Source organism: Stieleria marina, assembly GCA_007741555.1.
GTDB lineage: Bacteria > Planctomycetota > Planctomycetia > Pirellulales > Pirellulaceae > K23-9.
In genome coordinates, this window is the sequence record CP036526.1 from 1008769 (window position 1) to 1031112 (window position 22344).

18 protein-coding genes are annotated in these 22344 nt (G+C 54.8%); 14 read left to right on the forward strand and 4 right to left on the reverse strand.

What is annotated here, in order from left to right:
- Positions 1-4: 4 nt before the first annotated feature.
- The 8 genes from K239x_RS03615 (at position 5) to K239x_RS03650 (ending at position 7899) form a co-directional block, all read left to right on the forward strand.
- Positions 5-742 carry a hypothetical protein gene (locus K239x_RS03615; protein WP_145416295.1) on the forward strand — a complete coding sequence of 246 codons (738 nt, stop codon included), beginning with the start codon at positions 5-7 and terminating at the stop codon, positions 740-742.
- Positions 743-811: 69 nt separating this feature from the next.
- The gene (locus K239x_RS03620) at positions 812-2149 is read left to right on the forward strand and encodes a hypothetical protein (protein WP_145416296.1); all 1338 of its coding nucleotides are present in this window, start codon (positions 812-814) and stop codon (positions 2147-2149) included.
- Positions 2146-2691, forward strand: a complete 546-nt coding sequence (locus K239x_RS03625) for a hypothetical protein (protein ID WP_145416297.1) — start codon at positions 2146-2148, stop codon at positions 2689-2691. Before K239x_RS03620 ends, K239x_RS03625 begins: the two co-directional genes overlap by 4 nt.
- A 142-nt stretch (positions 2692-2833) precedes the next feature.
- Positions 2834-3685, forward strand: coding sequence for a tetratricopeptide repeat protein (locus tag K239x_RS03630; protein ID WP_419189635.1), 852 nt, complete (start codon positions 2834-2836; stop codon positions 3683-3685).
- Between the two features lie 198 nt (positions 3686-3883).
- On the forward strand, positions 3884-4579 hold the full coding sequence (locus K239x_RS03635; protein WP_145416299.1) for a PEP-CTERM sorting domain-containing protein: 696 nt from the start codon (positions 3884-3886) through the stop codon (positions 4577-4579).
- Between the two features lie 145 nt (positions 4580-4724).
- On the forward strand, positions 4725-6209 hold the full coding sequence (locus tag K239x_RS03640) for an RtcB family protein (RefSeq protein WP_145416300.1): 1485 nt from the start codon (positions 4725-4727) through the stop codon (positions 6207-6209).
- A gap of 96 nt (positions 6210-6305) precedes the next feature.
- A complete protein-coding gene (locus K239x_RS03645) occupies positions 6306-7520 on the forward strand; it encodes a cytochrome P450 (RefSeq protein WP_145416301.1) in 1215 nt (404 codons plus the stop codon).
- A gap of 76 nt (positions 7521-7596) precedes the next feature.
- A complete protein-coding gene (locus K239x_RS03650) occupies positions 7597-7899 on the forward strand; it encodes a hypothetical protein (protein WP_145416302.1) in 303 nt (100 codons plus the stop codon).
- A 26-nt stretch (positions 7900-7925) separates the two neighbouring features.
- Here K239x_RS03650 and K239x_RS03655 read toward each other — a convergent pair whose 3' ends face one another.
- Positions 7926-9221, reverse strand: coding sequence for a 3-keto-disaccharide hydrolase (locus K239x_RS03655; RefSeq protein WP_145416303.1), 1296 nt, complete (start codon positions 9219-9221; stop codon positions 7926-7928).
- Positions 9222-9285: 64 nt separating this feature from the next.
- Complete coding sequence (locus K239x_RS03660) at positions 9286-10560, reverse strand: sulfotransferase family protein (protein WP_419189636.1); 1275 nt, start codon at positions 10558-10560, stop codon at positions 9286-9288.
- A 384-nt stretch (positions 10561-10944) separates the two neighbouring features.
- Here K239x_RS03660 and K239x_RS03665 point away from each other — a divergent pair, with 384 nt between their 5' ends.
- From K239x_RS03665 to K239x_RS03680, 4 genes are all read left to right on the forward strand, one after another.
- The gene (locus K239x_RS03665) at positions 10945-11265 is read left to right on the forward strand and encodes a MazG nucleotide pyrophosphohydrolase domain-containing protein (protein ID WP_145416304.1); all 321 of its coding nucleotides are present in this window, start codon (positions 10945-10947) and stop codon (positions 11263-11265) included.
- Entirely contained in the window at positions 11262-13736 is a 2475-nt protein-coding gene (locus K239x_RS03670) for a hypothetical protein (RefSeq protein WP_145416305.1), read from the forward strand. The genes K239x_RS03665 and K239x_RS03670 overlap by 4 nt, the downstream gene beginning before the upstream one ends.
- A gap of 64 nt (positions 13737-13800) precedes the next feature.
- Complete coding sequence (locus K239x_RS03675; protein ID WP_145416306.1) at positions 13801-14739, forward strand: ABC transporter ATP-binding protein; 939 nt, start codon at positions 13801-13803, stop codon at positions 14737-14739.
- An 83-nt stretch (positions 14740-14822) separates the two neighbouring features.
- Positions 14823-15002: an Rdx family protein gene (locus K239x_RS03680; RefSeq protein WP_145416307.1), complete on the forward strand. Its 180-nt coding sequence runs from the start codon at positions 14823-14825 to the stop codon at positions 15000-15002.
- A gap of 9 nt (positions 15003-15011) precedes the next feature.
- Here K239x_RS03680 and holA read toward each other — a convergent pair whose 3' ends face one another.
- Both holA and K239x_RS03690 read right to left on the reverse strand, forming a co-directional pair.
- Entirely contained in the window at positions 15012-16058 is a 1047-nt protein-coding gene (holA, locus tag K239x_RS03685) for a DNA polymerase III subunit delta (RefSeq protein ID WP_145416308.1), read from the reverse strand.
- A 188-nt stretch (positions 16059-16246) separates the two neighbouring features.
- Positions 16247-19066 carry a hypothetical protein gene (locus K239x_RS03690; protein WP_145416309.1) on the reverse strand — a complete coding sequence of 940 codons (2820 nt, stop codon included), beginning with the start codon at positions 19064-19066 and terminating at the stop codon, positions 16247-16249.
- Between the two features lie 197 nt (positions 19067-19263).
- Between K239x_RS03690 and mnmG the strand changes: the two genes are divergently transcribed.
- Together mnmG and K239x_RS03700 are read left to right on the forward strand one after the other, a co-directional pair.
- Positions 19264-21078, forward strand: coding sequence for a tRNA uridine-5-carboxymethylaminomethyl(34) synthesis enzyme MnmG (gene mnmG, locus K239x_RS03695; protein WP_145416310.1), 1815 nt, complete (start codon positions 19264-19266; stop codon positions 21076-21078).
- 584 nt (positions 21079-21662) lie between these two features.
- Entirely contained in the window at positions 21663-22250 is a 588-nt protein-coding gene (locus K239x_RS03700; RefSeq protein WP_419189637.1) for a response regulator, read from the forward strand.
- Positions 22251-22344 lie beyond the last annotated feature (94 nt).

Below are 22344 nucleotides of genomic sequence, written 5' to 3' on the forward strand. Positions count from 1 at the left end.
TTTGATGGATTACCAACGATCCGTTTTGCCAACCGCTTTGCGCTGGGGAAGTATTTCTCTGGTCGCGGTGATGGCCGGATTGTTGGCCTGGGCAGCCGTGCCGATTGATGATGTGAAAGTGGAAACGGCTGGACGAAAGCCCGCGACTCAGTTGCCCGCGACCGCGTTGTCGGAGGATTGGAGATCCGCTGATCTGGATGCACTTTGGTCCCGATCGCTACAAGGGCGTCGTGCTGCGGCGAAGCCAGTTGTCGTCGTCGCAAAATCCAAAGCAAAACCGACTCCGAAGCCGCAGGCGAAAGTTTCCGCGCCGACGACTTTGGGTGTTCGCCTCGTTGGCACCATCATCGAACCTGGTTCCAACCTTGCCATCGCGTCGGATCGTGAAGGACAGCTGTCGTTTCGATCCGAAGGGCAACGTTTTCAGTTGCAGCCAAAAGGCGTGTTGATCGAGAGTATTGATGATGCTGGTGTTTGGGTGCGATACAAGGGCCAAAGGATTCAGTGGGCCGTCGGTGAGAATCTAAGCTGGACCAACGCAAAAGCAAACGCAGGGCCGACGACGAAAGACGCTCAGCCAGGGGGTAGCTCGAAGTCGCGAATCATTCGTCCACAAGCGAACGTGCCAGCGTCGGAAATGCTTGACGATGAAGACGGAATGTTGGATGACCGTACACCGATTCGGACGGAAGAATTTCCGAAAATGAGCCTCGAGGACGAATTGGATTTTCTTAATGGCTGAGCAAAGGCAATCATCTGCCGCTGGGCCACGTTGGACGATACGGCCGGTTGTTACCCGCGTGGGAATGACATGCAAGACGCACTAATCATTCGGTCGTCGCGTCATGGTGTCTGGCTGCATTCGACCGCTGCCAGTGCGGCGCCGAATTGGCTACCGTTTGAAATCGCTGGCAACAAAGTGTCGGCCAGTGAACGCATCACACAGCAGATTGCCGACGCGGCCGACCAGTACGCGCGTGACGAACGACTCCATCGCGGCCGGGTTGTGATTTGCACCGGATCGGAGGTCAGCTATTTCATTCGGCTCGATCGCAGAAATTTGGTGGGCGAAGTCTCTCACGAATCGCTTCGTTATGCAGTCGAAGCGGTTCTGCCAGTGGATGCGGAAGCAATCGAAGTCGACTTTTTGGCCGACGAGAACACGATCTCCTGTGTCGCCATTGAAACGGATTTGATTGATCCACTCGTGCATGCTTTGGAGCAGCTTGGGTTGCAAGTTCAGCATGTTGTTTGTGAAACGCTGTTGTGTGTGCAACATGCACTTTTGCAAAAGCAAGTTGCCAGCACATCGTTGCTGACGATCGAGGGCGAATCGCCGGCCGAGCCAAGTCAGGCAACGCGTGCAAACTGCGACGTGGTTTCGCTTTTGAATGGACGCCCGGTCGCGTGGAGCTTGTGTGCCAGTCAGGCCATTGCCATGCAACAAGAATTGCAGCTGCAATCCAGTCGGCTTCCGCAGGATGCGCAGCAAGTGACAATCATGCTTGGTCGTCCTGAGGCGACGATTGATGCCGTTCTGGATCTGCTTCGAGGTCGATTGAAACCGTGGTTTGCGATGCGCCGCGGCAAGTTAGCTGCTCATGATCCGTTTCGAACGTCACGGAAGTCGTTTTCGGTTTTCGCGGCGCTACTGACGGCGGCGGCGCTGATTGCTTGCGGAGTGCTTGGGTGGAAAGCACATCAACATACTGGTCGCGCCGACGACGCGGTGACTTTGATGCAGGGTGTTTTCAAAGAGAATTTTCCTGGGCAGCGTGTGCCAGCGGCCATCGTCAAGCGAATGGAAAGTGAGCACCGTAAATTTATCGGACAAAGGAATCCAGTTGGCAATGTTCCTGAGACAATTGATGCAAGTTCGGTGCTGTTGCCCTTGATCGCGTCACTTCCCTCGAACGAAGACTTGCCAGTGGAAAAGGGGTTTGTCGTTGAATCAGTCCGAATTAACGATGGAGAGTTTTTGTTGAACCTGAGGCTGTCTAGCTATCAGGACGCGGGGCCGATTTCACGCTCGTTGGAACAGGCTGGCTTTTCCGTCGAACCTCCGTCCAGCACGCGCAGTTCTGCTGGCAGAATTCAGACGCAGTTTCGTGGGACCTGGTCGCCTCAGGCAAAGCAGGTGAAACCGTGAATCAGACTCTTGGTCAACAAAAACTACGTCACCCGCTGACATTGTTCACAGTGTTATTGGTCGCTGGGACACTAGCGGTCGCATTCTTTTATCAAGGATACGCATCGGCTGTTCGCGCCGATCAGAAAGCTCAGACAGACCTAAGTCGCGTTGAAGAGTTGGCTAAGAACATGGCAGCGGCGAAAGCGCGGCCACGGTTGGCTGCGTTGGAAGTGGAACCTCCGGATCGTATTTCGCGCCGAGTCAATGAAGCACTGGAAGCCGCCGAGATCAGTCCCGAATCGCTACTGTCAATTGATCCTCAACCCGTCAGTCGTATCGGGCGATCGGACTATCAGAATCGGGCAACGCAAATTGTGTTGCAGGAAGTGACATTGAAGCAGTTGGTTGAGTTCACGCGGTCGCTGCGTGACGAGGCGGATGGGATGGACACGCGTGACCTGAGTTTGACGCCGCGCACGTCAAACTCGGTGAACGAGGAGTTCTGGGATGTTCGTCTGACCTTGACCCAACGGATCTTTTCACCCATAAGCGATTCGTGAAGATGCCTCGTCGTGCTGATTCTCCGCTTCAATGCTCTTGGTTGCGCCAACATCCATGCCCGCCGCCCTTTTCTTGCCGACCGATCGACAGGAAAGGCCGCCGCGACGGCAGAGCAGGGGGGCTTTTTGCCAACTTACCGTGATGCTTTTTGGTTTCACGCTAATAGTGTTTCACGCGGGTTGTTCTTCGCTGCACAAGACCGATAGCAGCGAAGTCGTGCATGTGAAATCGACGACGCACCATCTTTCGCCCGAGTCACAATCTGCGTTTCGGTTGGGGCTGAAGCACTACCATGCTGAGCATTTTGATTTGGCCGCTAAAGCTTTTCGCAACGCGATCGAACTGGATGGAGCGAATGGTCGTGCACACAACAATCTGGGTTTGATCTATTTCGATCAGCGTCGGCTAGCCAGTGCAGCATCACACTTTGATTCAGCTGCTGCGTTGTTGCCCGATGAGCCATCGCCGTTGAACAACTTGGGTTTAGCCTTGGAGCAGGGCGGACGTACGGATCAAGCGCTGGAGTATTTTGAACTGGCCGCTCAGATGGATCCGAACAATCCGATCTATGTAGGTAATTTTGTTCGTGCAAGAGTCCGCATAGGTGATGAAAGCGATCATACGCGCGCGTTGTTGCAGCAATTGGTGATGATTGAGCTCCGCCCCGAATGGCGGCGGTGGGCGAGAGATAAATTGGCATTGGAGATGAACCCGCTGCTCGATCGCGGCGAGGCGCCCAAGCCGTCGATGTCAAACGACGCATCGGAGCCAGCACTTGCTGCCCCGCAAAACGGTGTGTCTTGGGATACGACACCTGGCTCTGCCTCTGTCGCAACCACCGACCCGGCGGCTGTACCCATGGATTCAGGGCATTCGGTCGTCATGCGGGATGCTGAATCAGTGGAAGGGCCAAATCAGCCATCGAACTCTTTTGACGGGCCTTCCAGCAGCGATGATTTTGTGGACCCGCAGGACTACTTTCTGGCCGAGTAGAAGTTGCGTTCGGGTATTTCCTGCTCTGCTGATTCTGCCGGTATCCCCCCGGTTGGTTCGCTGTACGAAAGCGTCGGAGAAAGTTTTGGAGAAGCGAAACGCGCCAATTAGAATCGTTGCATTCCTAAGCGTCGGATGATGAGAGGCGAATAGGAATCCTTCTCTGATTTCTTTTCTGTGCCCACCGTTGGTTCTACGATGAAACCTCGCATTCTTTCACTCGTTGCTGTCTTGGCAACAGCACTTCCCGTCATGTCGGCACCGACTCGCTATTTAGAGTCCGGTGCCTTTGATACTGCTGCTACAGGCCTTCCGTTCACCACCGTCAACTTTGACACTGTTGGCGCAGACGCAATCATCAGCGACGGTACCGTTTTTGACGGACTCAAGTTTGACTACGGGGCGGGACTCGGTACGGATGAATTGATAGTTGTTTATAAGCCCGACAGTGCCAACGACTATGATACGACGTCAGGGGATGCCTATCTTGGCGGAGACGTGGATGAGCTGATTCGAGATAACTCAAGTTTTACGATTTCGAATCCGACGGGTTTCAACGCATTCAGTTTTCAAATTGTGGCCCCCGAGGCACTGTTTTTGGGCGACATCGAAATCTCGGTGCCGGGCAATCCTGTATTCGACTTTACTGATGCGACGTTCAGCAATGAGTTACCTAACGGGGCCGGTTTTAGATACTTCTTTGGTATTCATGATCCCACGGATTCATTTGACTCTGTGACGATCAACGTACCTCTTATCGATGATACAACGGATCTCTTTGGTATCGACGACATTCGGTTTTCGGCTGTGACGGCTGTGCCCGAACCAGGGTCTTTGACCTTCTTAGCCTTTGGCGCTTGCTTGGTGTCGATTCGCCGCCGCCGACGTCGCTAGGTCGGCCAAGGCATGCGGGTAGGAGTCTCGTTTTCATCGAACGCGAAACCAGGCGCGAACCTGCACCGAGTTGCTGATCTCTGTCAAACTATGTGCCGCCGCAGCGATGCGGCGGTTTTTTTGTTTGATGAAAGGATAGAAGTTGATGGAACCGCGAATCATTCCTACTGGCGAAGCCACCGCGATTTTGCCTGCTGGCGATCACCATAGTCCTGTCAAGGTTTTTGGTACGGAGAAGATTCGCGACACGTTTGACGACTTGTGTTTGCAGCAGGCCATCAATTCTCGCTGCGCGCCCGGGGTGACCGATGTGGTTTTGAATCCGGACGCGCACTGTGGTTACGGTGCTCCGATTGGTTGTGTGCTTGCGTCCCCGACGCACATTTATCCAGGGCCGGTTGGGTTCGACATCAAGTGTTCGATGAGCCTGCTGCAAACGGACTTGCCCGAAGACGCGGTCATTGATGAAGGTGTCCGGCGAAAGTTGATTCATGCGATCTGCCGAAGGATTCCGACCGGCATGGGCAAAGGGGCGCGTGACGTTCCCAAGGGCCGCCGCATTGACGAAAAAATAGGCTCTGCGGCGATGACCGAAGGAGCGTCATCGGGAGTGCTGGCATCGTTGGGGATTCCTGTCGACTGGGCCGATCGCTGTGAAGATGCTTTTCACCGTGGACACGATGACAGCGTCGACGCGCTGAAACAGCGTTTGTACGACCTGCGTCAAGGCAAGACGTTTCGTCGTTTCCGCGAAACCGTGCAGCAGTTGGGATCGTTGGGGGGCGGTAACCATTTTGGCGAATGCGAAATTGTTGAAGTCAACAACGACGATGCGGCCCGCGAAACGGCGGACGCGTTTGGGTTGCGCAACGGTTGTGTCGCGTTTCTATCGCACTGCGGATCACGGGGAATCGGTCACCGTTTGGCAAGCGGTCAATTCCGGGTGCTGGAGGAAAAATTTCAGCAATGGGGAATTCCGCTTCCTGGCAACGACAAACAATTGGTTTACGCACCGCTAGGTTCCGACGAAGCGGACAGTTACATCGATGACATGGCGATGGGGGCGAATTTTGCAACGGTCAATCACCTGTTGATCAACGCATTGGTATTGGAAGCCTTTGCAGAAGTGATCCCAGGTACCAAGGGCAAGCTGGTCTATTTCATCAGCCACAATATTGCTCGCAACGAAATCGTCAACAACCGCGAATCATGGGTGCACCGCAAAGGAGCCACACGTGCGTTTCCAGCGGGCCACCCTGCGCTGCGTCGCACGCCGTTTGAACACACTGGGCATCCGATTTTGCTGCCCGGAAATCCTCAAGCAGGGTCGGCCGTGATGGTCGCATCCAAAGGGGCCAAGGAAAGCTTGTACAGTGTCAATCACGGTGCTGGCCGGATGCTGGGGCGTCGTCGTGCGATCAAGGAGTTGGATCAAAAACACGTCGACGATTCGTTTGCCGCAGCGGACATTTTGACGAATTGCAGACGCTATCCTAAGGACGAGGCTCCCGCGGCGTACAAGGACTTTGAAGAGGTGCTGCAAAGCGTCAAGCAGGCGGATTTGGCGACCGAGGTTGCTAGGTTGCGGGCAAGGTTTGTGATCAAAGATTCGGCGGATGCGGACGATTGAATCGGCTGCAATCAGTACGAGACGCCAGCGAGTATTCCCAGGTAACTCGTCGGCGCCCTCGTTTTTTTTGCTGCGACGACACACTACGCTGATGGCATGGACATCTCTTTCAAACAATTGACGTCGGCGGAGTTCAAAGCGGATCCGTATTCGTTTTGCCGCGTGCTGCGTCAGAACGCACCTTTGGTTTCGTGCAAAATCCCTGTCATTGGCAAGATTCATTTCGCGACGACGTATAGCGCCGTAGATCAACTGCTGCGTGATCGTCAGCGGTTTGTACTGGAAGCTCGCAACGCTGGCGTCAGCGGTTTTGGCAATTTTCTGAATTGGTTTCCACGATCGTTCCGTGTGCTGGCCCAGAATATGTTGCAAAAGGACGAGCCGGATCACCGACGATTGCGACAGTTTGCCGAGCTTGCTTTTTTGCGTAAAAACATCGACGGCATGCGTGATGACGTGACGCGACTAGCCGATGAGTCCATCGATGCGTTTGCCGACGAATCGCGAGTTAATTTGATGGACAATTTCTCCAGAGTGTTGCCTCTGTCGGTGATCTGTGAACTTCTGGGATTGCCACAGGAGGACCGCGACAAATTCAGTCAGTGGGCAAGTTCATTTGGCAATGTTTCGTTTCCGATTGGGATTCTGAAGATGGTCCCGAGCATTTGGAAATTAAGCCGCTACTTTCGCGGCCAGTTTGAGCTTCAACGGAACGATCCGCAGGAAGGATTGATTGGTGAATTGGTGATAGCTGAGCAAGACGGATCAAAGCTAAGTGAAGACGAATTACTGGCCATGGCGTTTGTACTGTTGATGGCAGGGCACGAAACAACCACGCATTTGATTTCGCTGTCGGTGATGACGTTATTGCAGCGAGAAGATCTGCGGCAGTGGTGGTGGGATCATCCGCAGTCACGTTTGCAGGCGGTGGACGAATTGGTGCGTTATTTGTCGCCTGTGCAGATGACAAAACCACGCTACGTTGCCGCGGACACGGAGCTAGACGGATATTCGCTTCGTCGCGGCAAAAAGGTCATGGGTTTGCTTGCGTCAGCGAATTGTGATCCTGTGAAATTTGCTGACGCCGAAACGATTGACTTTGAACGACATCCCAATCAGCACGTGGGTTTTGGCGGTGGAATCCACTTTTGCCTGGGCGCTCAGTTGGCTCGGATTGAAACGGAGATCGGGATCACAAGGTTGCTGGAGCGGTTCCCGAATCTGCGACTCGCCTGTTCGCCCACCGATCTGCGGTGGCGTACAGGAACCGGCATGCGGGCGTTGTCGGAACTGCCGATTGAACTAGAGTGATCGGAAACGGCGCCGCGCTGGTACGTGGCCGCGCGGGCAATTGCAGTTCAGAAGCCAACTACAGATTAATGGCGTGATGAAACGGAATTTGGATCAACAATCCGCAATTATGATTGCGATCGATCATTGTGGTGGCGTTTCACCCGGGCAGAAATGTTCGGCGGTCTTTTTTGACGACGCGAAGATCGAGAAAGAAAAGGCGTTCTACTCGCGGTGTTGCAACGATAGCGGGATGACAGATCCCGCTGAGGTCGAAGCGATGGTTGCCGCTCAAGTGCCCAGCCAACCCTATTGGTTGGTGTCACTGAAGTCGCCCGATGAAGCGACCGAAAAAGTCCAGTTCCACCGGATTGATGATCGAACTGGGCAAGTGATCTAAGTGCACGTGATTTAGGAGCACGTGATCTAGCCGTCGGTTTTATCCAGACCACTGGTGATCTTGAATTGCCGGAACACGGCGTCGGTGCCGGGGTCGTGTCCTTGGATCATCAGGGTTCCCGCTTCCAGTCGTTGGCCGCGGCGAGGATTTTTATCCGCTTTGCGATCATCGACCCAGTCGGTGACTTGCACACCGTTGACCCAGGCCGCGATATGCGAGCCTTGGACCGACAGAAGCACCGTCGACCACTCGCCAGGGTCGCCACCGACAAACCGAGCGTCTTGGCGTTTGAAAATTCCGCCTGTGCCGCAGTCAGCGGGGATCAGCGGATTGCCGTCTTTGCGTTGGTTACTGACTTGGCATTCGTAGCCCATCATTTCGTCGCCGGGGATACAGCGAAAGAAAATGCCAGAGTTCATTTTTTCGTCGGCCATTTTGTAATCGGCTAACAGAACAAAGTCATCGTAGGACTCTTTGCTTTCCAGTTGCGTGCGTCCACCTTTGACTTGCAGATGGCCGTCTTTTGTGGCGGTGAACTCGCCTGGCATCTTGGGGTATTTTTTCCACTGCGACAGGTCTTTATCCAGCAGGGATTCCAGACCGAGCCGTTTGATACGAATGTCACGAAAAGCAACCCGCCCGCTGTTGTGTTGAAGTGCGATACGGTTTCCAGGTGTCTGTCCGGGATCCTTGTATTGGCAAACCACCTTGTCGTCCACGGTGACTTTTACGTCAGGGCCCTCGATGCGAATCGTCATTCGTCGCCAAGTGCCAAACGATTGCTCCGGTGCATCTTTGGAAACCTCCTGTCGCTTGACGATTCCGCCCGTGGGGTAGGGGTTGTCGTCGGGTGCGATGTTGACTTCGTAGCATTCCAGTTCGACATCGGTGGGATCGATAATCGTTCGGCAAAAGACGCCGCTATTGGTTTTTTCGTCCGCGTTGAATTCGAGTGTTAGTTCGTAATCTTTCCAGTCCGTGGACGAGCAGAGCAAACTTCGCTCGCCTTTGTCGACGGTCAGTGTTTCGTCTTCGATTCGCCAGTTCGCGTTGCCAGTGATTTCCCAGCCAAAGAGCGTGTGTCCATCGAAAAGTCGGACCCAGCCTTCGCTAGCCAACTCGGGATCCAAACGTGCGCCAAGAAGTTGCTCTCCGCTAGCTTCATAGGCGGTAGTCGGAACTAGCGATTCGGTGATTGGCGCGTCCGTATCTTTCGCTGCGGGGTTGTTTGACGAATCTTTTTTGCAGCCGGGGAAAAGCAACCCGATAGCGACGAGGACAAACAGCGTTGGGCAAACTGAGAAACGATTGTTAAATGGCATAGCAAGAGATTAAAAAAGAATAAGTGCGAACGGCGAATTTCAATTTGTACTTTGACTTGACAGTCTAAATTTCGTAGCCATAACGCTGAGCGTACTGACCCCAGACGTCCTTGATCAAGGCTTCGTCTTGGTCGCTGAGCGAGTGCTGATTGGTTTGGTACGACTTGTGTTCGGTTCGGGCCCATTCTTCGATGGAGGCGCGGGCCGATTCGAAGTCGCTCAATCGTAGTGTGGAGTAAATCGTCTGCATCGTATCGAGCGGATTGGCGGCCAAATCTTCGTAGCGGACGTGAATCAATCGATGTTCGTCGATCTGTTGGCTGTCTTTCTCGAAGGCGTTGTACATGCGTTGAAAGCATTCATTGACGTACTCGTTTTCGTCAGCGTGCGTCGGTACTTGCAAAGCCTGCGCCTCGCAGAGTCCACGCCAAAGACGCCGTGTCGATGGGAACAGCGCTTTGGGGTCGCGCGTCATGTGAATGAATCGGGCTTCGGGGAATTCGTCTGCCAGTTTTTTGATGCGGCCGGTGTGTGTCGGGCTTTTGATCACCAGTGGCCTTTGCGTCACCGTGCTGACGGTCAACAAAAATCGCCGCAACGTGGAGAGCCACGATCGGAGCCGCTTTTCGTCGACGCCTTCAAAATCAAGAAAATCCATGTCGACCGGACCTTCGTTGGGAAACGCGATGCGGCGGTAGGGCGATGGCTGCCCCAGATTCATAATCGCGAACTCGTCTTCTTGTGGTCGCTCCCAGCCGGCTTGCATGTTGTCCATCGGACGCTTGCCTGGTAACAGCCAAGCCAGGAACCGGCGAAAGAACCATTCGGTCAACAAAAAGTGATGAGGTGCAAAGCATTGATACGTCGATGGGCTGCTGTACCGTTCGTCCCGGACCATCAACTCGTGCAGCAGCGTGGTTCCGCTTCGCCAATGCCCAATAATAAAGACGGGCGGACCGTGAAGTTCAGCGGAGGACAGCCGGCGATAAAACGCGGCGTATTGAATGCCCGCCAGGATGGTGTTGAAAACCACCGCGAAGGAAACGCCGATCGCATGCGGAAATCGGCTGGGGCTAAAATGATATCGGCCGTGGCGGATCAGCCGCAGCCAAGCCAGGGGCCGCATTCCATGCCAAAATCGCGGAGCATAAAACGGATACGCATGGAATCCCGAATTAGAATCTCCTTTGTTCGAACGATTTTGATGCTCCGCTGTCGGTGTCGCGACGGGCGAACCGCCGGGCTGATCGTTGATCTTTGCAGTCGTTTTGGGACGCATCGCCGTCGATCGACCGTCACCCTTTTCGGGATTCAAGGAAGTCGACTCGCGAGCAGGCATATCACTCAAAAAATCGATCGCGATGGAGAAAGTGGAATAGAAAGAGCGGAACCAGTTGGCCGATTTCGCTGTATCACATGTACGAACACTGTAATGGACGATTTACTGCTCGTGCTAGCGCCCGCAAATTGCGTGCGATTCACGCAAATTCCAGATGCCTGGCCGGGACGGAGGCGTTCATTGCGACAGGTATTGGGTTTGACGCCTAATTGGGGCGGAATTCCACGGACCGGATTCGACTCGAGTGGCTGGGCTCAAGGCCTGTCAATGACCGGTTGCGAAGATGACGTTGCCCCGTCACGAAGAAGGGGACGTTGGTTTACAATCGCCGTCGTTCCGCTTGATCTGATTTTTAACTGACGACCTTTGCCGCCCGAAATTTCCATGCCCGATTCTGAACCCGAACTTTCGGTCGCCGATTTGCAACGTCACATTCACCGGATGTACTACGAAAAAGATGTGGCTCGCGGCGTCGACGGAACATTTATGTGGTTGATGGAAGAAGTCGGCGAACTTGCATCGGCGCTAAGGGGCGACGATCGAGAAAATTTGGCCGAGGAGTTCGCCGATGTGATCGCTTGGCTGGCCACAATTGCCAATGTTGCCAAAATTGACCTGAACGCTGCTTTGACTGCCAAATATGGAAACGGCTGTCCGGGATGCCAACGTTTGGTATGCGAGTGTCCCAATTCGGAAAAACCATGAACCTGGATCCTCCCAACCTCTCTCCGAGGTCATTGAATTGGCTAGGCAAGCGTCTTGTTTTGGGAGCCGCTGTCTTCGACGCCGTCCGTGTCTTAGACGCCGTCCATCGCTGCGTGGTGCACTGTGCCCACCCGCAGTTTGAACGAGACGCACCGCTTGGAAGCGGTTGGCAGCCGGGGAAATGGTTGCGACCGTTGTTCTGTCTGTTGCTGCTGGGCATCGTTTGGATCGGCAGCGCGGGTTCGTTTGCAACAGCGGAAACCCCTTCGCTTGAAAGTCCTGCGGCTGAATCCACTGGCAAAGACGGCGTTGTGTTCGGTATCGCCGGAAACTACCGAATTGGATACTGGACTGCCGTTCGGATCGACGCAACCGATCCGGTCGATCAAGGTGACATAACCATCGAAACGCTCGATGGTGATGGTGTGCGAGTCGTTTTTGATTTGCCATCGGCTGAATCTGCCCAGAATCTGACGAGTGACTATCGATACGGCTACGTGGTTCCCGGAACCGAGGCAGCACCGATATTGGTGCGTCGTGGCGAAGAGGTCGTCATCAAATCACGGTTTCCCGAAATCGGTTCTCCCGCCCGAGGTCCATCTGCGATTCCCATCGACATGCCTTGGGTGGTTTGCTTGGGAGATCCGCTGAGCGTCGATCAGTTGGGCGCCAACGAACTACTTGATCGCGATGCACAGATCGCGGTGTCAATCCCCAGCGATGTCAGTGAGCTGCCTGATTCGTCGATGGGTTATCACGGTGTCGACATCATCATGATCAATTCCGTCGGCTATTCACTGCTGCAACAACTTCAGGCATCACAGCAACAAGCGATCGTTGATTGGATCAATTCCGGTGGAAAAGTGTTTTTGACGCTTGGCCAATCCGCTCCGGAGCTTTCCAAGGCGGCGCCGTGGCTGGTCGATTTGCTTCCTATCCAACGCGATATGGAAACGGTCGAATTAAGTCCGTCGGCAATCGAGACGTTCACGTCGACGCAGACTCCTTTGACCGAATTTGTCGGCGTTAGATTGCCAAAAAACCAAGGCGAAGTTCTTCTGACCGGTCGAACGGCACGCCGTGTCAGTACGCCAATCGCGGTCGACTACATTGTCGGACTTGGCCGCGTGACAGTGTTGGCAGCGGATCTGGAAAGCGAAACGTTTGCAGCTTGGCCTGAACGGATGGACTTGATCCGCGGTGTAACCGGGGATGCATTTTCGATCGACAAGGAGCGGATTTCTCGCAATCGCATCACAGCGTTTGACGATCTTGCGGGGCAGACTCGGGCGACGCTGGATCAATTTCCCGTCAAACGTCAGATCGGGTTCTCAGTGCTTGCGATGATCCTGCTAGCCTTGATTGCTTTGGTGGGACCGCTGGACTATTTCCTCATCAATCGCGTGTTCGGCAAACCACTGTTGGGATGGCTGACGTTTCCCATCGTGGCTCTAGGTCTGTCGGCGCTATTGGCTACTTGGTCGTTGCCGCGGGCTAGTTCGGCGATCAACGTTTCTGCTAATTCCAGCAGTGACGAAGCCGCCAAGCCAGATAGAGCGGATTCGATGTTGGTTCAATGCAACCGAATCGAAATCGTGGATGTCGACGTGGCTGGACAAATTGGCAACGGGTTTGCATGGAGCTACCTTTACTCTCATTCCGCCAACCAGTTTGATTTGACGATGAGGGCGACTCAGCCGCTCTCATCGCTTGCCGAAACGATGACACAGAACTACACGGCTCCGTTTGGTACACCTGGCACGACGTTTGGCGGCATCCAGATCGCTGGCGAAGATGCGCGTCTGCCTGCCTACCACGTGGCCATGGCCGACCAGGGTGATAGAAGCCAATCTTCGGTTCAGGATTTGGCAATCGCGCCGCGGAGCAGCAAGTCTTTGGCGACGCAGTTTCGATTCACCCCAAGCCTGGTTCTGAGTGATGGAGTCAAGCGCCGGCGAGGTAGCGAACTTCTGGAGGGAAAATTGACCAACCCGCTTTCCGTCGATCTGCTCGATGCAATGCTGGTTTATGGCAACTGGGTTTATTTGTTGCCAACGCGGTTTCGTGGTGGCAGCACGATTGATTTTATCGAAGACCTAAGACAAAAGAATTTTCGTTGGCGACTATCGCGGCAAGAGATGCTGGAGAAGAACAGCGTGAAGAATGAGTCTTGGTTGGCCACTGATTTCAAGTCGCCGTCGCGGATGGCAGAGATGCTGATGTTCCACGGTGCAGTTGGCGGTTCACGTTACACGGGATTGAAGAATGGCCCGCTGAAGCAGTTGGACCTCAGTGAGTTGCTAGTCGGTGATCGTTGTATGTTGGTCGGACGATTGCGTGACCCCTGGTTGGACGTCGAACTGAAACCCGTGCATCGCGGGGATGAACCGGAAAACATCGTGCGGCCGACCGGCCAAACTCTGTCGATGGTCCGAATCGTGCTACCAGTCCAATCGGCACGCAGTCGCTAGTTCGGTTCGACCCGTGCTAGTTTTTCCAATTGTTTCCTTGTTCTTTTTCCCAAATTGCAGCCTCGTGATCAAAACAGTCGATTTAACGAAGAAGTATGGCGATGCGTTTGCGATTCGCGCCATCGATCTGGATTTGGAACCGGGCGATTTGTTTGGGTTTATCGGTCCCAACGGTGCGGGCAAGACGACGACGATGCGAATCATCGCAACGCTGTTGGAACCCAGTTGGGGCGAAGCCTATGTGTGCGGTCACAGTGTTCACACGCAGCCCAAAGAGATTCGCCGGTTGGTTGGCTACATGCCCGACTTTTTCGGCGTTTACGACGATATGACCGTCGTGGAGTACTTGGAGTTTTTTGCTGCTGCCTACCGAATTGGCGGCGACGCGAGAAAGAAACGCGTTGACGAAATGTTGGACGTCGTTGATTTGGATTTCAAACGTGACGCGTACGCCAACACACTTTCACGTGGCCAGACGCAGCGGCTGGGATTGGCACGAACGATGTTGCATGACCCACAAGTGTTGTTGTTGGATGAACCCTTGTCAGGTTTGGACCCGCGGGCGCGAATCGAAATGCGGAACCTGCTTCGCAAGCTTGGCGAAATGGGAAAAACGATCATCGTCAGCAGTCATATTTTGCCCGAGCTGGCTGACGTCTGTAACAAGGTAGGCATCATCGATCGCGGCGAGCTGAAACAAAACGCCAAGGTCACTGAAGTGATCAAAATGGTTCGTGAGCATACCGTACTGGTTGTTCAGCCAGCCCAGCGTGGTCAAATGAGTACGATCGCCGACCTGTTGAAAGACCACGCCAAAGTCCAAGGTGTCGATACCGGCGATGACGCAGTTCGCGTGGTGCTGAAAGCAGAAGTAGAGGACTACAGTGATCTGCCGAAGCTATTGATCGAAAACGGCATTGCACTGAAACAATTCACCGAAGAAGAACTGGACTTGGAATCAGCGTTCATGGCGCTGACCAAAGGCACCAGTACTCGGATGTAGCCCAACCAAACCCAAGGAATAAATCGATGAAAGTCGAAATCAAATTCTGCAGTATGTGAAACTACGCTCCTCAAGCCGCCAGTTTGGCGGAGAAGATTGCGTCGGAACATCGAAAGCAAATCACAGCACTGACTCTGGTTCCCGACGGTGGCGGATGTTTTGAGGTAACAGTGGACGGGGGACTGATTTATTCGAAGCTGGAGACGAAAGAGTTTCCGTCTGAAAGTGCGATCGTCAAACAGCTGGGTGAGATGCTGGCTTGAAGCAGGTGGCTAGTTTTTTGCCAGCTTGATAACAAATTGTTCCAGCAAAAACCGGTCGCGACCGTCTTGGCTGTGGGTGCCCTTCAGGCGAAGGTCAGCGTCGAGCAACCAGCCGAGCAGGTTCTTGGCGCGATGGCGACCGAGTCCTTTGAGTTGTGCTTTGGCACGTTGGATATCGGATGGTCGGTTGATGCCCGCCGACGACAGAGCGTCTTCGAGTTGCCATTTGCGACCTTGCTTCTCGCGATGTTCGACCATCGCCGTAGCCATGCCCAATCGACGGAGCGACCACGCGATCTGTGGCAGCAACGCGATGGGTTTTTGTCCGCCGCTCATCAGTTTGTCTAGCTGGCGTAAAGCTTCGGCGGCGTCGCCGGCGGCAATGGCGTCGGTGATTTGCCAAACCGTTTTGCCTTGCCAACCCGCCACGATGTCGCGCACCATGGCTTCGTCAATCGGTTTGCCTTCGTCGCAGTACAGCGCCAGTTTCGCGATCTCGGTATCCAGCATGCCGATTTCTTCGCCCATCATTTCGATCATTGCGTCCGCGGCGCTGGCATTCAGCTTTGCCTTGTGGCGACCTGCCACGTAGTCGGTCAAAAATTTCCGGCGTGTTGCCGCGGTGACGCCTAGTTTTTTGTCCGTCGCCGAATTGCACGCGACCAAGACATGTTCGCCAGCGATGGCTTTGTAAAGCCGAGTGTTGGATGCCAGCGATGATAGTTCCAGAATGAAACGGCTAGCGGATCCGGGTTTGGCGACGTGTTTTTCCAGTTCAGGTCGATGGTCGCTGACAAACTTGTCGGCGCCTCGCACCACAATCGTGCGTTTTTCGCCCATGTCAAAAAGCGACGCGGTGGACAAGTCGTCTTTCAAATCCGACCATCGCACGCTCTCGCCGTCAAACTGTGTGACGTCGCCGGTCGACGTAAGCGCCGACATGGACCAAGAACGCAGCGTGGCGTCAGAGCCAAAAACAGCGGCGACCGCAGGCGGATTGGCGGCGGTTTTTTCTGCCGATTTTGTCAGGAATTCAAACGCGTGCAGGACTGGCATGATGTGGCTGGCAGGAAGTGGCTGGCCGCGAAAAAGACGGTTCGGTAGCAAGATACCGCATCGAGAAGTCGGCCGCGACTCGGCATGATGTGCTCATCCCCAGCACCGCGCCCAAAGTGGTTTTGCCCTGCAATCAGCCAAGCCTGCGAGAGAAACTCAGGTTGGCACTTCAGGATAAACTGCTAGGGCTATTTGAATGAACCGCTGGGGCGGCCGGCGGTTTGATCCTTTGGATCTGCAAAGCTTCGGTCGCTGAGCGAACGGAAACCACGGATGCGGGCACGCGGGGCTAGACCTTGTGAATCGATCGGTTCTTCCAGCAGATACGTGCCGTCGTTGCCTGCGCGATCTTTGGCATCGATGCGCAAGTAGATCTTTCGTGGTAATTCTGGGTCGCCGGGCCAGACGTAGTCACCTTCGTTTTGCAGTCCACCAGCAATCGTGGTCCATGGCCCGTCGGGTGAGTCACTAAACGACAGAGCGATCGGTCGCTGCATCAGGTTGGGATCTTTGCAGTCGTAGCGAATCACCAGCGAACCCGTTCGTTCGCCTTCGCCGTATTTGACGTCGGTGATTTTGACGTCCGGCTTGGACTTGTCCACGATCACGGCGATGTCGGGTGTTTCACCTGAGAGCGGCCGCGGGCTTGCTAGACCGTTGCGACTGATCACGACAATCTTGAACGCGAAGGTTCCTTCACCCTTGGTTTCGATATCGAACGGGCTGGTCAGGTCGGGGTCGTTGCCCCAACGTTTCCAAGTTTTTCCCGCGTTGGTACTGCCGTAAAGTTCAACCGATTCGGCACCGCCAGCGCCGATGGCTTCCAGTTCGTACTCCAGCGAAAAGCGTTCGCTGTCGCTGTAACGAACTACTGTGCGATCGGCCAAGAGAGCCTGGTCGTAGTCCGCTTGTGACTGTCGCATCGCACGGTAGGCGGGCGATTCGACGTCGATCGGTTGTTTTTTTGAAGGTTGTTTGTCGGACGGTGATTTCGCAGTGGCTTGTGTTGGATTGTTGCTGGCGGTTTTGGGATCCAGTGGCCGCATGGCTTCGGCAACCGTTCGCGATGCGCGCTGTTTTGGCGGCTGGCGATCAATCGATAGTTCGGCCGGTTGCTGGGGTTCGGTTTGTTCCGTGGCAGCAAAAGTCTGAGGCCCATTGGGCTTGTTCAACCCGCCAAAGCCGTTGCTGATTTGTTCGGGGGTCGAAGCCGGCGGTAGTGAAATCATGCCAGGGTTCGGAGCGGCGGATGGCTGCGCGGCTGGAAATTGTGGGATAGCCGAAAACGGCTGCGGTGGAGATTGCCGAGGCGCAAACTGTTGAGCCGGGAATTGGGGCGCGGGCTGAAATGGTGGTGTTGTTGGCTGCGGGCTGGGCATCGCGATTGCGGGCGCGCCAGTTGTCGGCGATGTGATTGCTGGAGTGTGCATTGACGGTGGCAGTTGAAATGCGCTAGGCCGCTGCATGCTGTCTGGGGCTGTCATTCCACGCGGAACAGGTGGCGCATTGGGATCGACTGATTGCGTGCCCAACATGCGGGACGCCCCAGTATTGGCAGCCGGCAATTTGGTTGCCACGTTTGCCGGCGGAGCGTTTAAACGCGGTGCAAACGTCGCTGGCGGTGCAGTCGCTGTTGCAGCTGGCTGAGCCGGAGTTGGACGCATCAGTTGATACTGCTTGCGGTTCTGCGTGACCGACGGTGGCCCGAAGGATCGTGTTTGGGGAGCACCACTCAAACCGAACTGATTGGTTCGTGTGTTTGGCTGTGTGAGCGAACGCGGGTCCGTTTGACGTGGGTCAAATGGCTGCGTGGCGCTTGCCGACGCGCCAGGTTGCCCGGGGCGAAAGAACGAATTGGTGACCGGTTGTGGCGAACGCCGATTGGTCGGAGGCGCATAAGTGGGGACCTGAGCGATTTTTGCATCGGCGTCGACGGCTGGCAATTTTGCTTTAGCGTCGTCGCTGGGTTGAGATCCGCCGCCGGTGACAAAAATGGACCGGTTGGTGTCATCGGCGCGGTGCACGTACATGCTGGGGTGCGATTTGTTTGAGCCTTCGGTGGCCAGCTTGCGACGCGCTGCGCTGCTACTGATCGGGTTGTCCTCGCCATTGGCGACCAGTTGGATCTCGTGCGGTCCGGCGGCGTGGTCGTACGCATCGATCACTGCAAAATCGGGCGTCTTTTCTGTGGCGATGCGAGGTCGCTGGATCAGTTTCGAGATGACCGCTCGGTTGTTGGCTGCATCGGTGGTGATGATTTGCAGCGAAAGCTGTTGCCAGTTTTCTTTGGGAGTGAATTTGATTTTTCCCGTCGCGACGGCATTGTCAGCGCCCAGCTTGGTCCATTCACGCAGCACGTCCGTGGCGTAGTGAATCTGAATGCTTTTGATCGGTGTTTGATCTTCATAAGTAAATGCGGCCTCGACACGTCCACTCGCGTCCGCATCGACTTGCAAGCTCATTTGGGGCTTGGCGGTATCGATGAACACTCGCAGTTGCGGCGACAAGTGATCTTTGGGTTGGGCATTGCCCGCTGCGTCGATTGTGCGTGTGGCGAACCAGTACCTGCCGTCGTCTGTTCCTTTAAATTGAAACTCTTTGACCGTGGGTGGTTTTCGGTCGAACAATTTCCACTCGCTGTCATTGCCGCGGGAAACGAACAAACGAACTTCGACGGGGCGTGTGCCCGCGTTGTCGATGTTGAATGGGATTCCAAAGCTGCGTGAGTTGAGAACCACCGAGTCCGTCAGATCGGCTGGCAAAAGGCGCTCGATGGGCGTTGCTTTGATTGGCTGCATGGCGGTCCGAGGCGGCAACGCGGGCAACGAAGCGACTTGGTTTTCGGCGGATCGGCTAGCTGCGGATTGAGGTGCCATTTGCGCAGCAGGCAGCGTTTCGTCGGCGCGCAGCAGCGATCCAGCGGGCCAGAATGCGAAACTGGCGGCAGCGACCAGGCCGTATTGGGTTAAGCTGGTTTTGAAAGAGCTGGGTTTCTGGCGAGAACGCATCTTGTCGACCGAGCCTTGATGGCAGAAAACGAGCGTGAACGGACGAATCCACCCGCAGGCCAAAAAATCGGCGCGCAGGGCGTGCTAGTCCCACTTGTTCGGATTCGGCAAAATTGTCGAACTGTCTTGAAGAAAACGGCTGCGACGATCAGGCGTAGACGTGAATACCCCGCATATCACCCCTAAATTAGCCTCCAATGAGCCAGATTCGCTATCAATACGACGTCGTTGTCATCGGGGCAGGGCACGCCGGCACCGAAGCCGCTGCTGCCGCTGCACGAGTCGGAGCCAAGACGGCATTGCTGACAACCAACCTGGATACGGTCGGGCAAATGTCCTGCAACCCAGCGATCGGCGGCGTTGCAAAAGGCCAGATTGTGCGGGAAGTCGACGCGCTGGGCGGCTTGATGGGCGAAGCGATCGATGCGACGGGAATCCAGTTTCGGTTGCTAAATGTGCGCAAGGGCCCCGCGATGCACAGCCCCCGCGCGCAAGCCGACAAGAAGGCGTACCAAAACCACATCAAGCACCGGATCGAATTGCAAGACAATCTCGATCTGCGGCAAGAGACCGTCGAAGATCTGCTAACGGAAACCATCGACGGTCGCGACCGGATCATCGGTGTCAGCGTGCGCGGCGACGCTCAATACCTTGCTCCGACGGTTGTGCTGACCACGGGGACTTTCCTGCAAGCGATCATGCATACCGGCGAAGCCAAGTCGGCGGGCGGCAGGGCAGGGGAGGGCACGACCAAAGGAATCAGCGGAGCGCTGAATCGATTGGGTTTTGAAATCGATCGTTTCAAAACCGGTACGCCGCCACGGTTGAACGCACGCACGATCGATTTTTCGAAAACCGAAGAGCAGCCCGGCGACGACCAGCCGCAACCGTTTTCGTATTTGACGGGCAAGCTGAACCTTCAGCAGATGCCGTGTCACATCACGTACACGAACAATGCCGTTCATGATTTGATCCGCGAAAATTTACACCGCGCGCCGATGTACAGCGGCCAGATCAACACGCGCGGCCCACGTTACTGTCCTTCGATCGAAGACAAGGTGGTTCGCTTCGCCGACAAGGAAAGTCACCAATTGTTCTTGGAACCCGAAGGCCGCGAGACGCAGGAAGTCTATGTCAACGGAATCTCAACCAGCCTGCCACGCGACGTGCAGGACAAAATGTTTCGGTTGATCGATGGTTTGGAAAACGCGTCAATCATGCGTTATGGCTACGCGGTGGAGTATGATTTTTGCCCGCCAACGCAGCTTTGGTCGCACTTGGAGTCCAAGGCCATCGACGGGTTGTTCTTGGCGGGACAGATCAACGGTACGACAGGCTACGAAGAAGCGGCCGGTCAAGGTTTGATCGCTGGCCTCAACGCTGCTCGCAAAGTGGCCGGCAAAGACATGTGGCTACCGACCCGCGACCAAGCCTACGTCGGGGTTTTGGTCGACGACTTGGTCACGTCGGGAACCGATGAGCCGTATCGAATGTTTACCAGCCGCGCGGAATATCGGTTGCTCTTGCGACAGGACAACGCCGATCGGCGGTTGACAGCTGCGGCGGATCAGCTGGGACTGATAACAGCGGCGCGGCGCGATCGTTTTCGCAGCAAGATGGCGGACATCGACCGGGCCATGACATTGTTGCGAGCCGCTCGCGTAGAAAACGTCACGGGCGATGTTTACTTGCGCCGTCCCGAAGTGACATGGGACACGATGTGTGGTTTGGTCAGCGATCTCAACACCGTCGACTCCGAAGCCGCCCAGCAGTGCGTCTACGACATCAAGTACGAAGGCTACGTCAATCGCCAAAAGATGGAGGTCGAAAAACAGCACCGTCTGGCCGAAAAGATTATCCCCGAATCGTTTGACTACGAACGCATCGGGTCGCTGCGAGGCGAAGCCCGTGAGAAACTGAATAAGATTCGCCCTTCGAATCTGGATCAAGCCAAACGCATCAGTGGCATCACTCCAGCGGACATCGCGTTGGTGATGGCGTATTTGAAATAATCGCCTTGGCAATCCATGACGGCATTCCCTTGCAAGCGTTCCGCTATGGATTGGGGAATGCCACCACTTAGATGCAAATGGACCACCTGAGCGCAAATGGAGCGTTACGCGTGTGGAAACAGCGCTGTAATCCGTCTTGGCTTTGCGTACCAATTGAAAACTTCTGCAACAAAAATTTGGCTCACTTCAGTAAACCAAAGCCTTTGCGTAACTTACGGCGATTCGATCGATCTTGACCTAGTGAGTTAAATCGATAGAATTCGCAGTCGAGGCAAGCTTGGTAAAGCGGAGTGACTTGGAGTTTCTTGCCGCTTGCGTTTTTCGCGTAGATTGGTGCTGTAATGCGCTAGTGCGGGGACACGGGGGTTTGCTAAGAGAGGGTTCTTGGTGTTGCAGCCAGAATACGTAAGCAGGGTTTGCTTGTGTGTTTTGATTGCTAGCGAAAGGATGTTCCGACGGAACGGTTCGCTGCACAGAATTCCAGCGGGAGATAAATGTGTCGTGCTATGACTGCGACCGACTTTCTTTCAGCTCAAACAATACATTGGCAACGGCTTAGTCATGCAGGGAGGATGGTTTCTGCCATGACCACAAAAACGGTTTTTACGACAGGCGAAGCGGCTAAGATTTGCAAGGTTAGCCAGCAAACGATCATTCGTTGTTTCGACAATGGTTCGTTGAAGGGATTTCGTGTCCCGGGCAGCAAGTTTCGTCGGATTCCTCGTGAGCAGCTTTACCTGTTCATGAAGGACAACGGAATTCCAACGGATGCGTTGGAGAGCGGCAAAAAGAAGCTCTTAATCGTTGATGACGATCAAGACTTGGTTGATCTGATCAAGGATGGGTTCGAACGCGACGGACGGTTCGAGATTCGCACTGCCAACAACGGTTTTGATGCCGGTATGGGCGTCAAGGAATTTCGACCTGACCTTGTTGTTTTGGACGTTATGCTTCCCGATATCAACGGCAAAGAAGTTTGTCAGCGAGTTCGCAGCGACCCGGCTTTGGATATGGTCAAGATCCTTTGCATCTCCGGGATGGTCGAACACAGCAAGGTTGACGGTCTCAAGGCAGCCGGTGCAAACGATTTTATGCAGAAACCGTTCGCGATCGACGATCTGGTCGCTCGTTCATGCGATTTGTTAGAAATCGAACGCAAAGTAGCTGGTTAAGGTGGCCAGCGCGACGCCGCTGAATGACTCGGCGCTGAGTAAATCGGAACCAGCCCGATCGGTTGATTCTCGATCTCCCTCTCTCCGCCAAGCG

Coding starts and splice junctions, on each gene's coding strand:
- K239x_RS03665 (WP_145416304.1), top strand. CDS start 10,945: ATGCCCGATTCTGAACCCGAACTTTCGGTCGCCGATTTGCAACGTCAC.
- K239x_RS03650 (WP_145416302.1), top strand. CDS start 7,597: ATGAAACGGAATTTGGATCAACAATCCGCAATTATGATTGCGATCGAT.
- mnmG (WP_145416310.1), top strand. CDS start 19,264: ATGAGCCAGATTCGCTATCAATACGACGTCGTTGTCATCGGGGCAGGG.
- K239x_RS03660 (WP_419189636.1), bottom strand. CDS start 10,560: ATGCCTGCTCGCGAGTCGACTTCCTTGAATCCCGAAAAGGGTGACGGT.
- K239x_RS03635 (WP_145416299.1), top strand. CDS start 3,884: ATGAAACCTCGCATTCTTTCACTCGTTGCTGTCTTGGCAACAGCACTT.
- K239x_RS03690 (WP_145416309.1), bottom strand. CDS start 19,066: ATGCGTTCTCGCCAGAAACCCAGCTCTTTCAAAACCAGCTTAACCCAA.
- K239x_RS03620 (WP_145416296.1), top strand. CDS start 812: ATGCAAGACGCACTAATCATTCGGTCGTCGCGTCATGGTGTCTGGCTG.
- holA (WP_145416308.1), bottom strand. CDS start 16,058: ATGCCAGTCCTGCACGCGTTTGAATTCCTGACAAAATCGGCAGAAAAA.
- K239x_RS03655 (WP_145416303.1), bottom strand. CDS start 9,221: ATGCCATTTAACAATCGTTTCTCAGTTTGCCCAACGCTGTTTGTCCTC.
- K239x_RS03670 (WP_145416305.1), top strand. CDS start 11,262: ATGAACCTGGATCCTCCCAACCTCTCTCCGAGGTCATTGAATTGGCTA.
- K239x_RS03615 (WP_145416295.1), top strand. CDS start 5: ATGGATTACCAACGATCCGTTTTGCCAACCGCTTTGCGCTGGGGAAGT.
- K239x_RS03700 (WP_419189637.1), top strand. CDS start 21,663: ATGACCACAAAAACGGTTTTTACGACAGGCGAAGCGGCTAAGATTTGC.
- K239x_RS03630 (WP_419189635.1), top strand. CDS start 2,834: ATGCTTTTTGGTTTCACGCTAATAGTGTTTCACGCGGGTTGTTCTTCG.
- K239x_RS03645 (WP_145416301.1), top strand. CDS start 6,306: ATGGACATCTCTTTCAAACAATTGACGTCGGCGGAGTTCAAAGCGGAT.
- K239x_RS03640 (WP_145416300.1), top strand. CDS start 4,725: ATGGAACCGCGAATCATTCCTACTGGCGAAGCCACCGCGATTTTGCCT.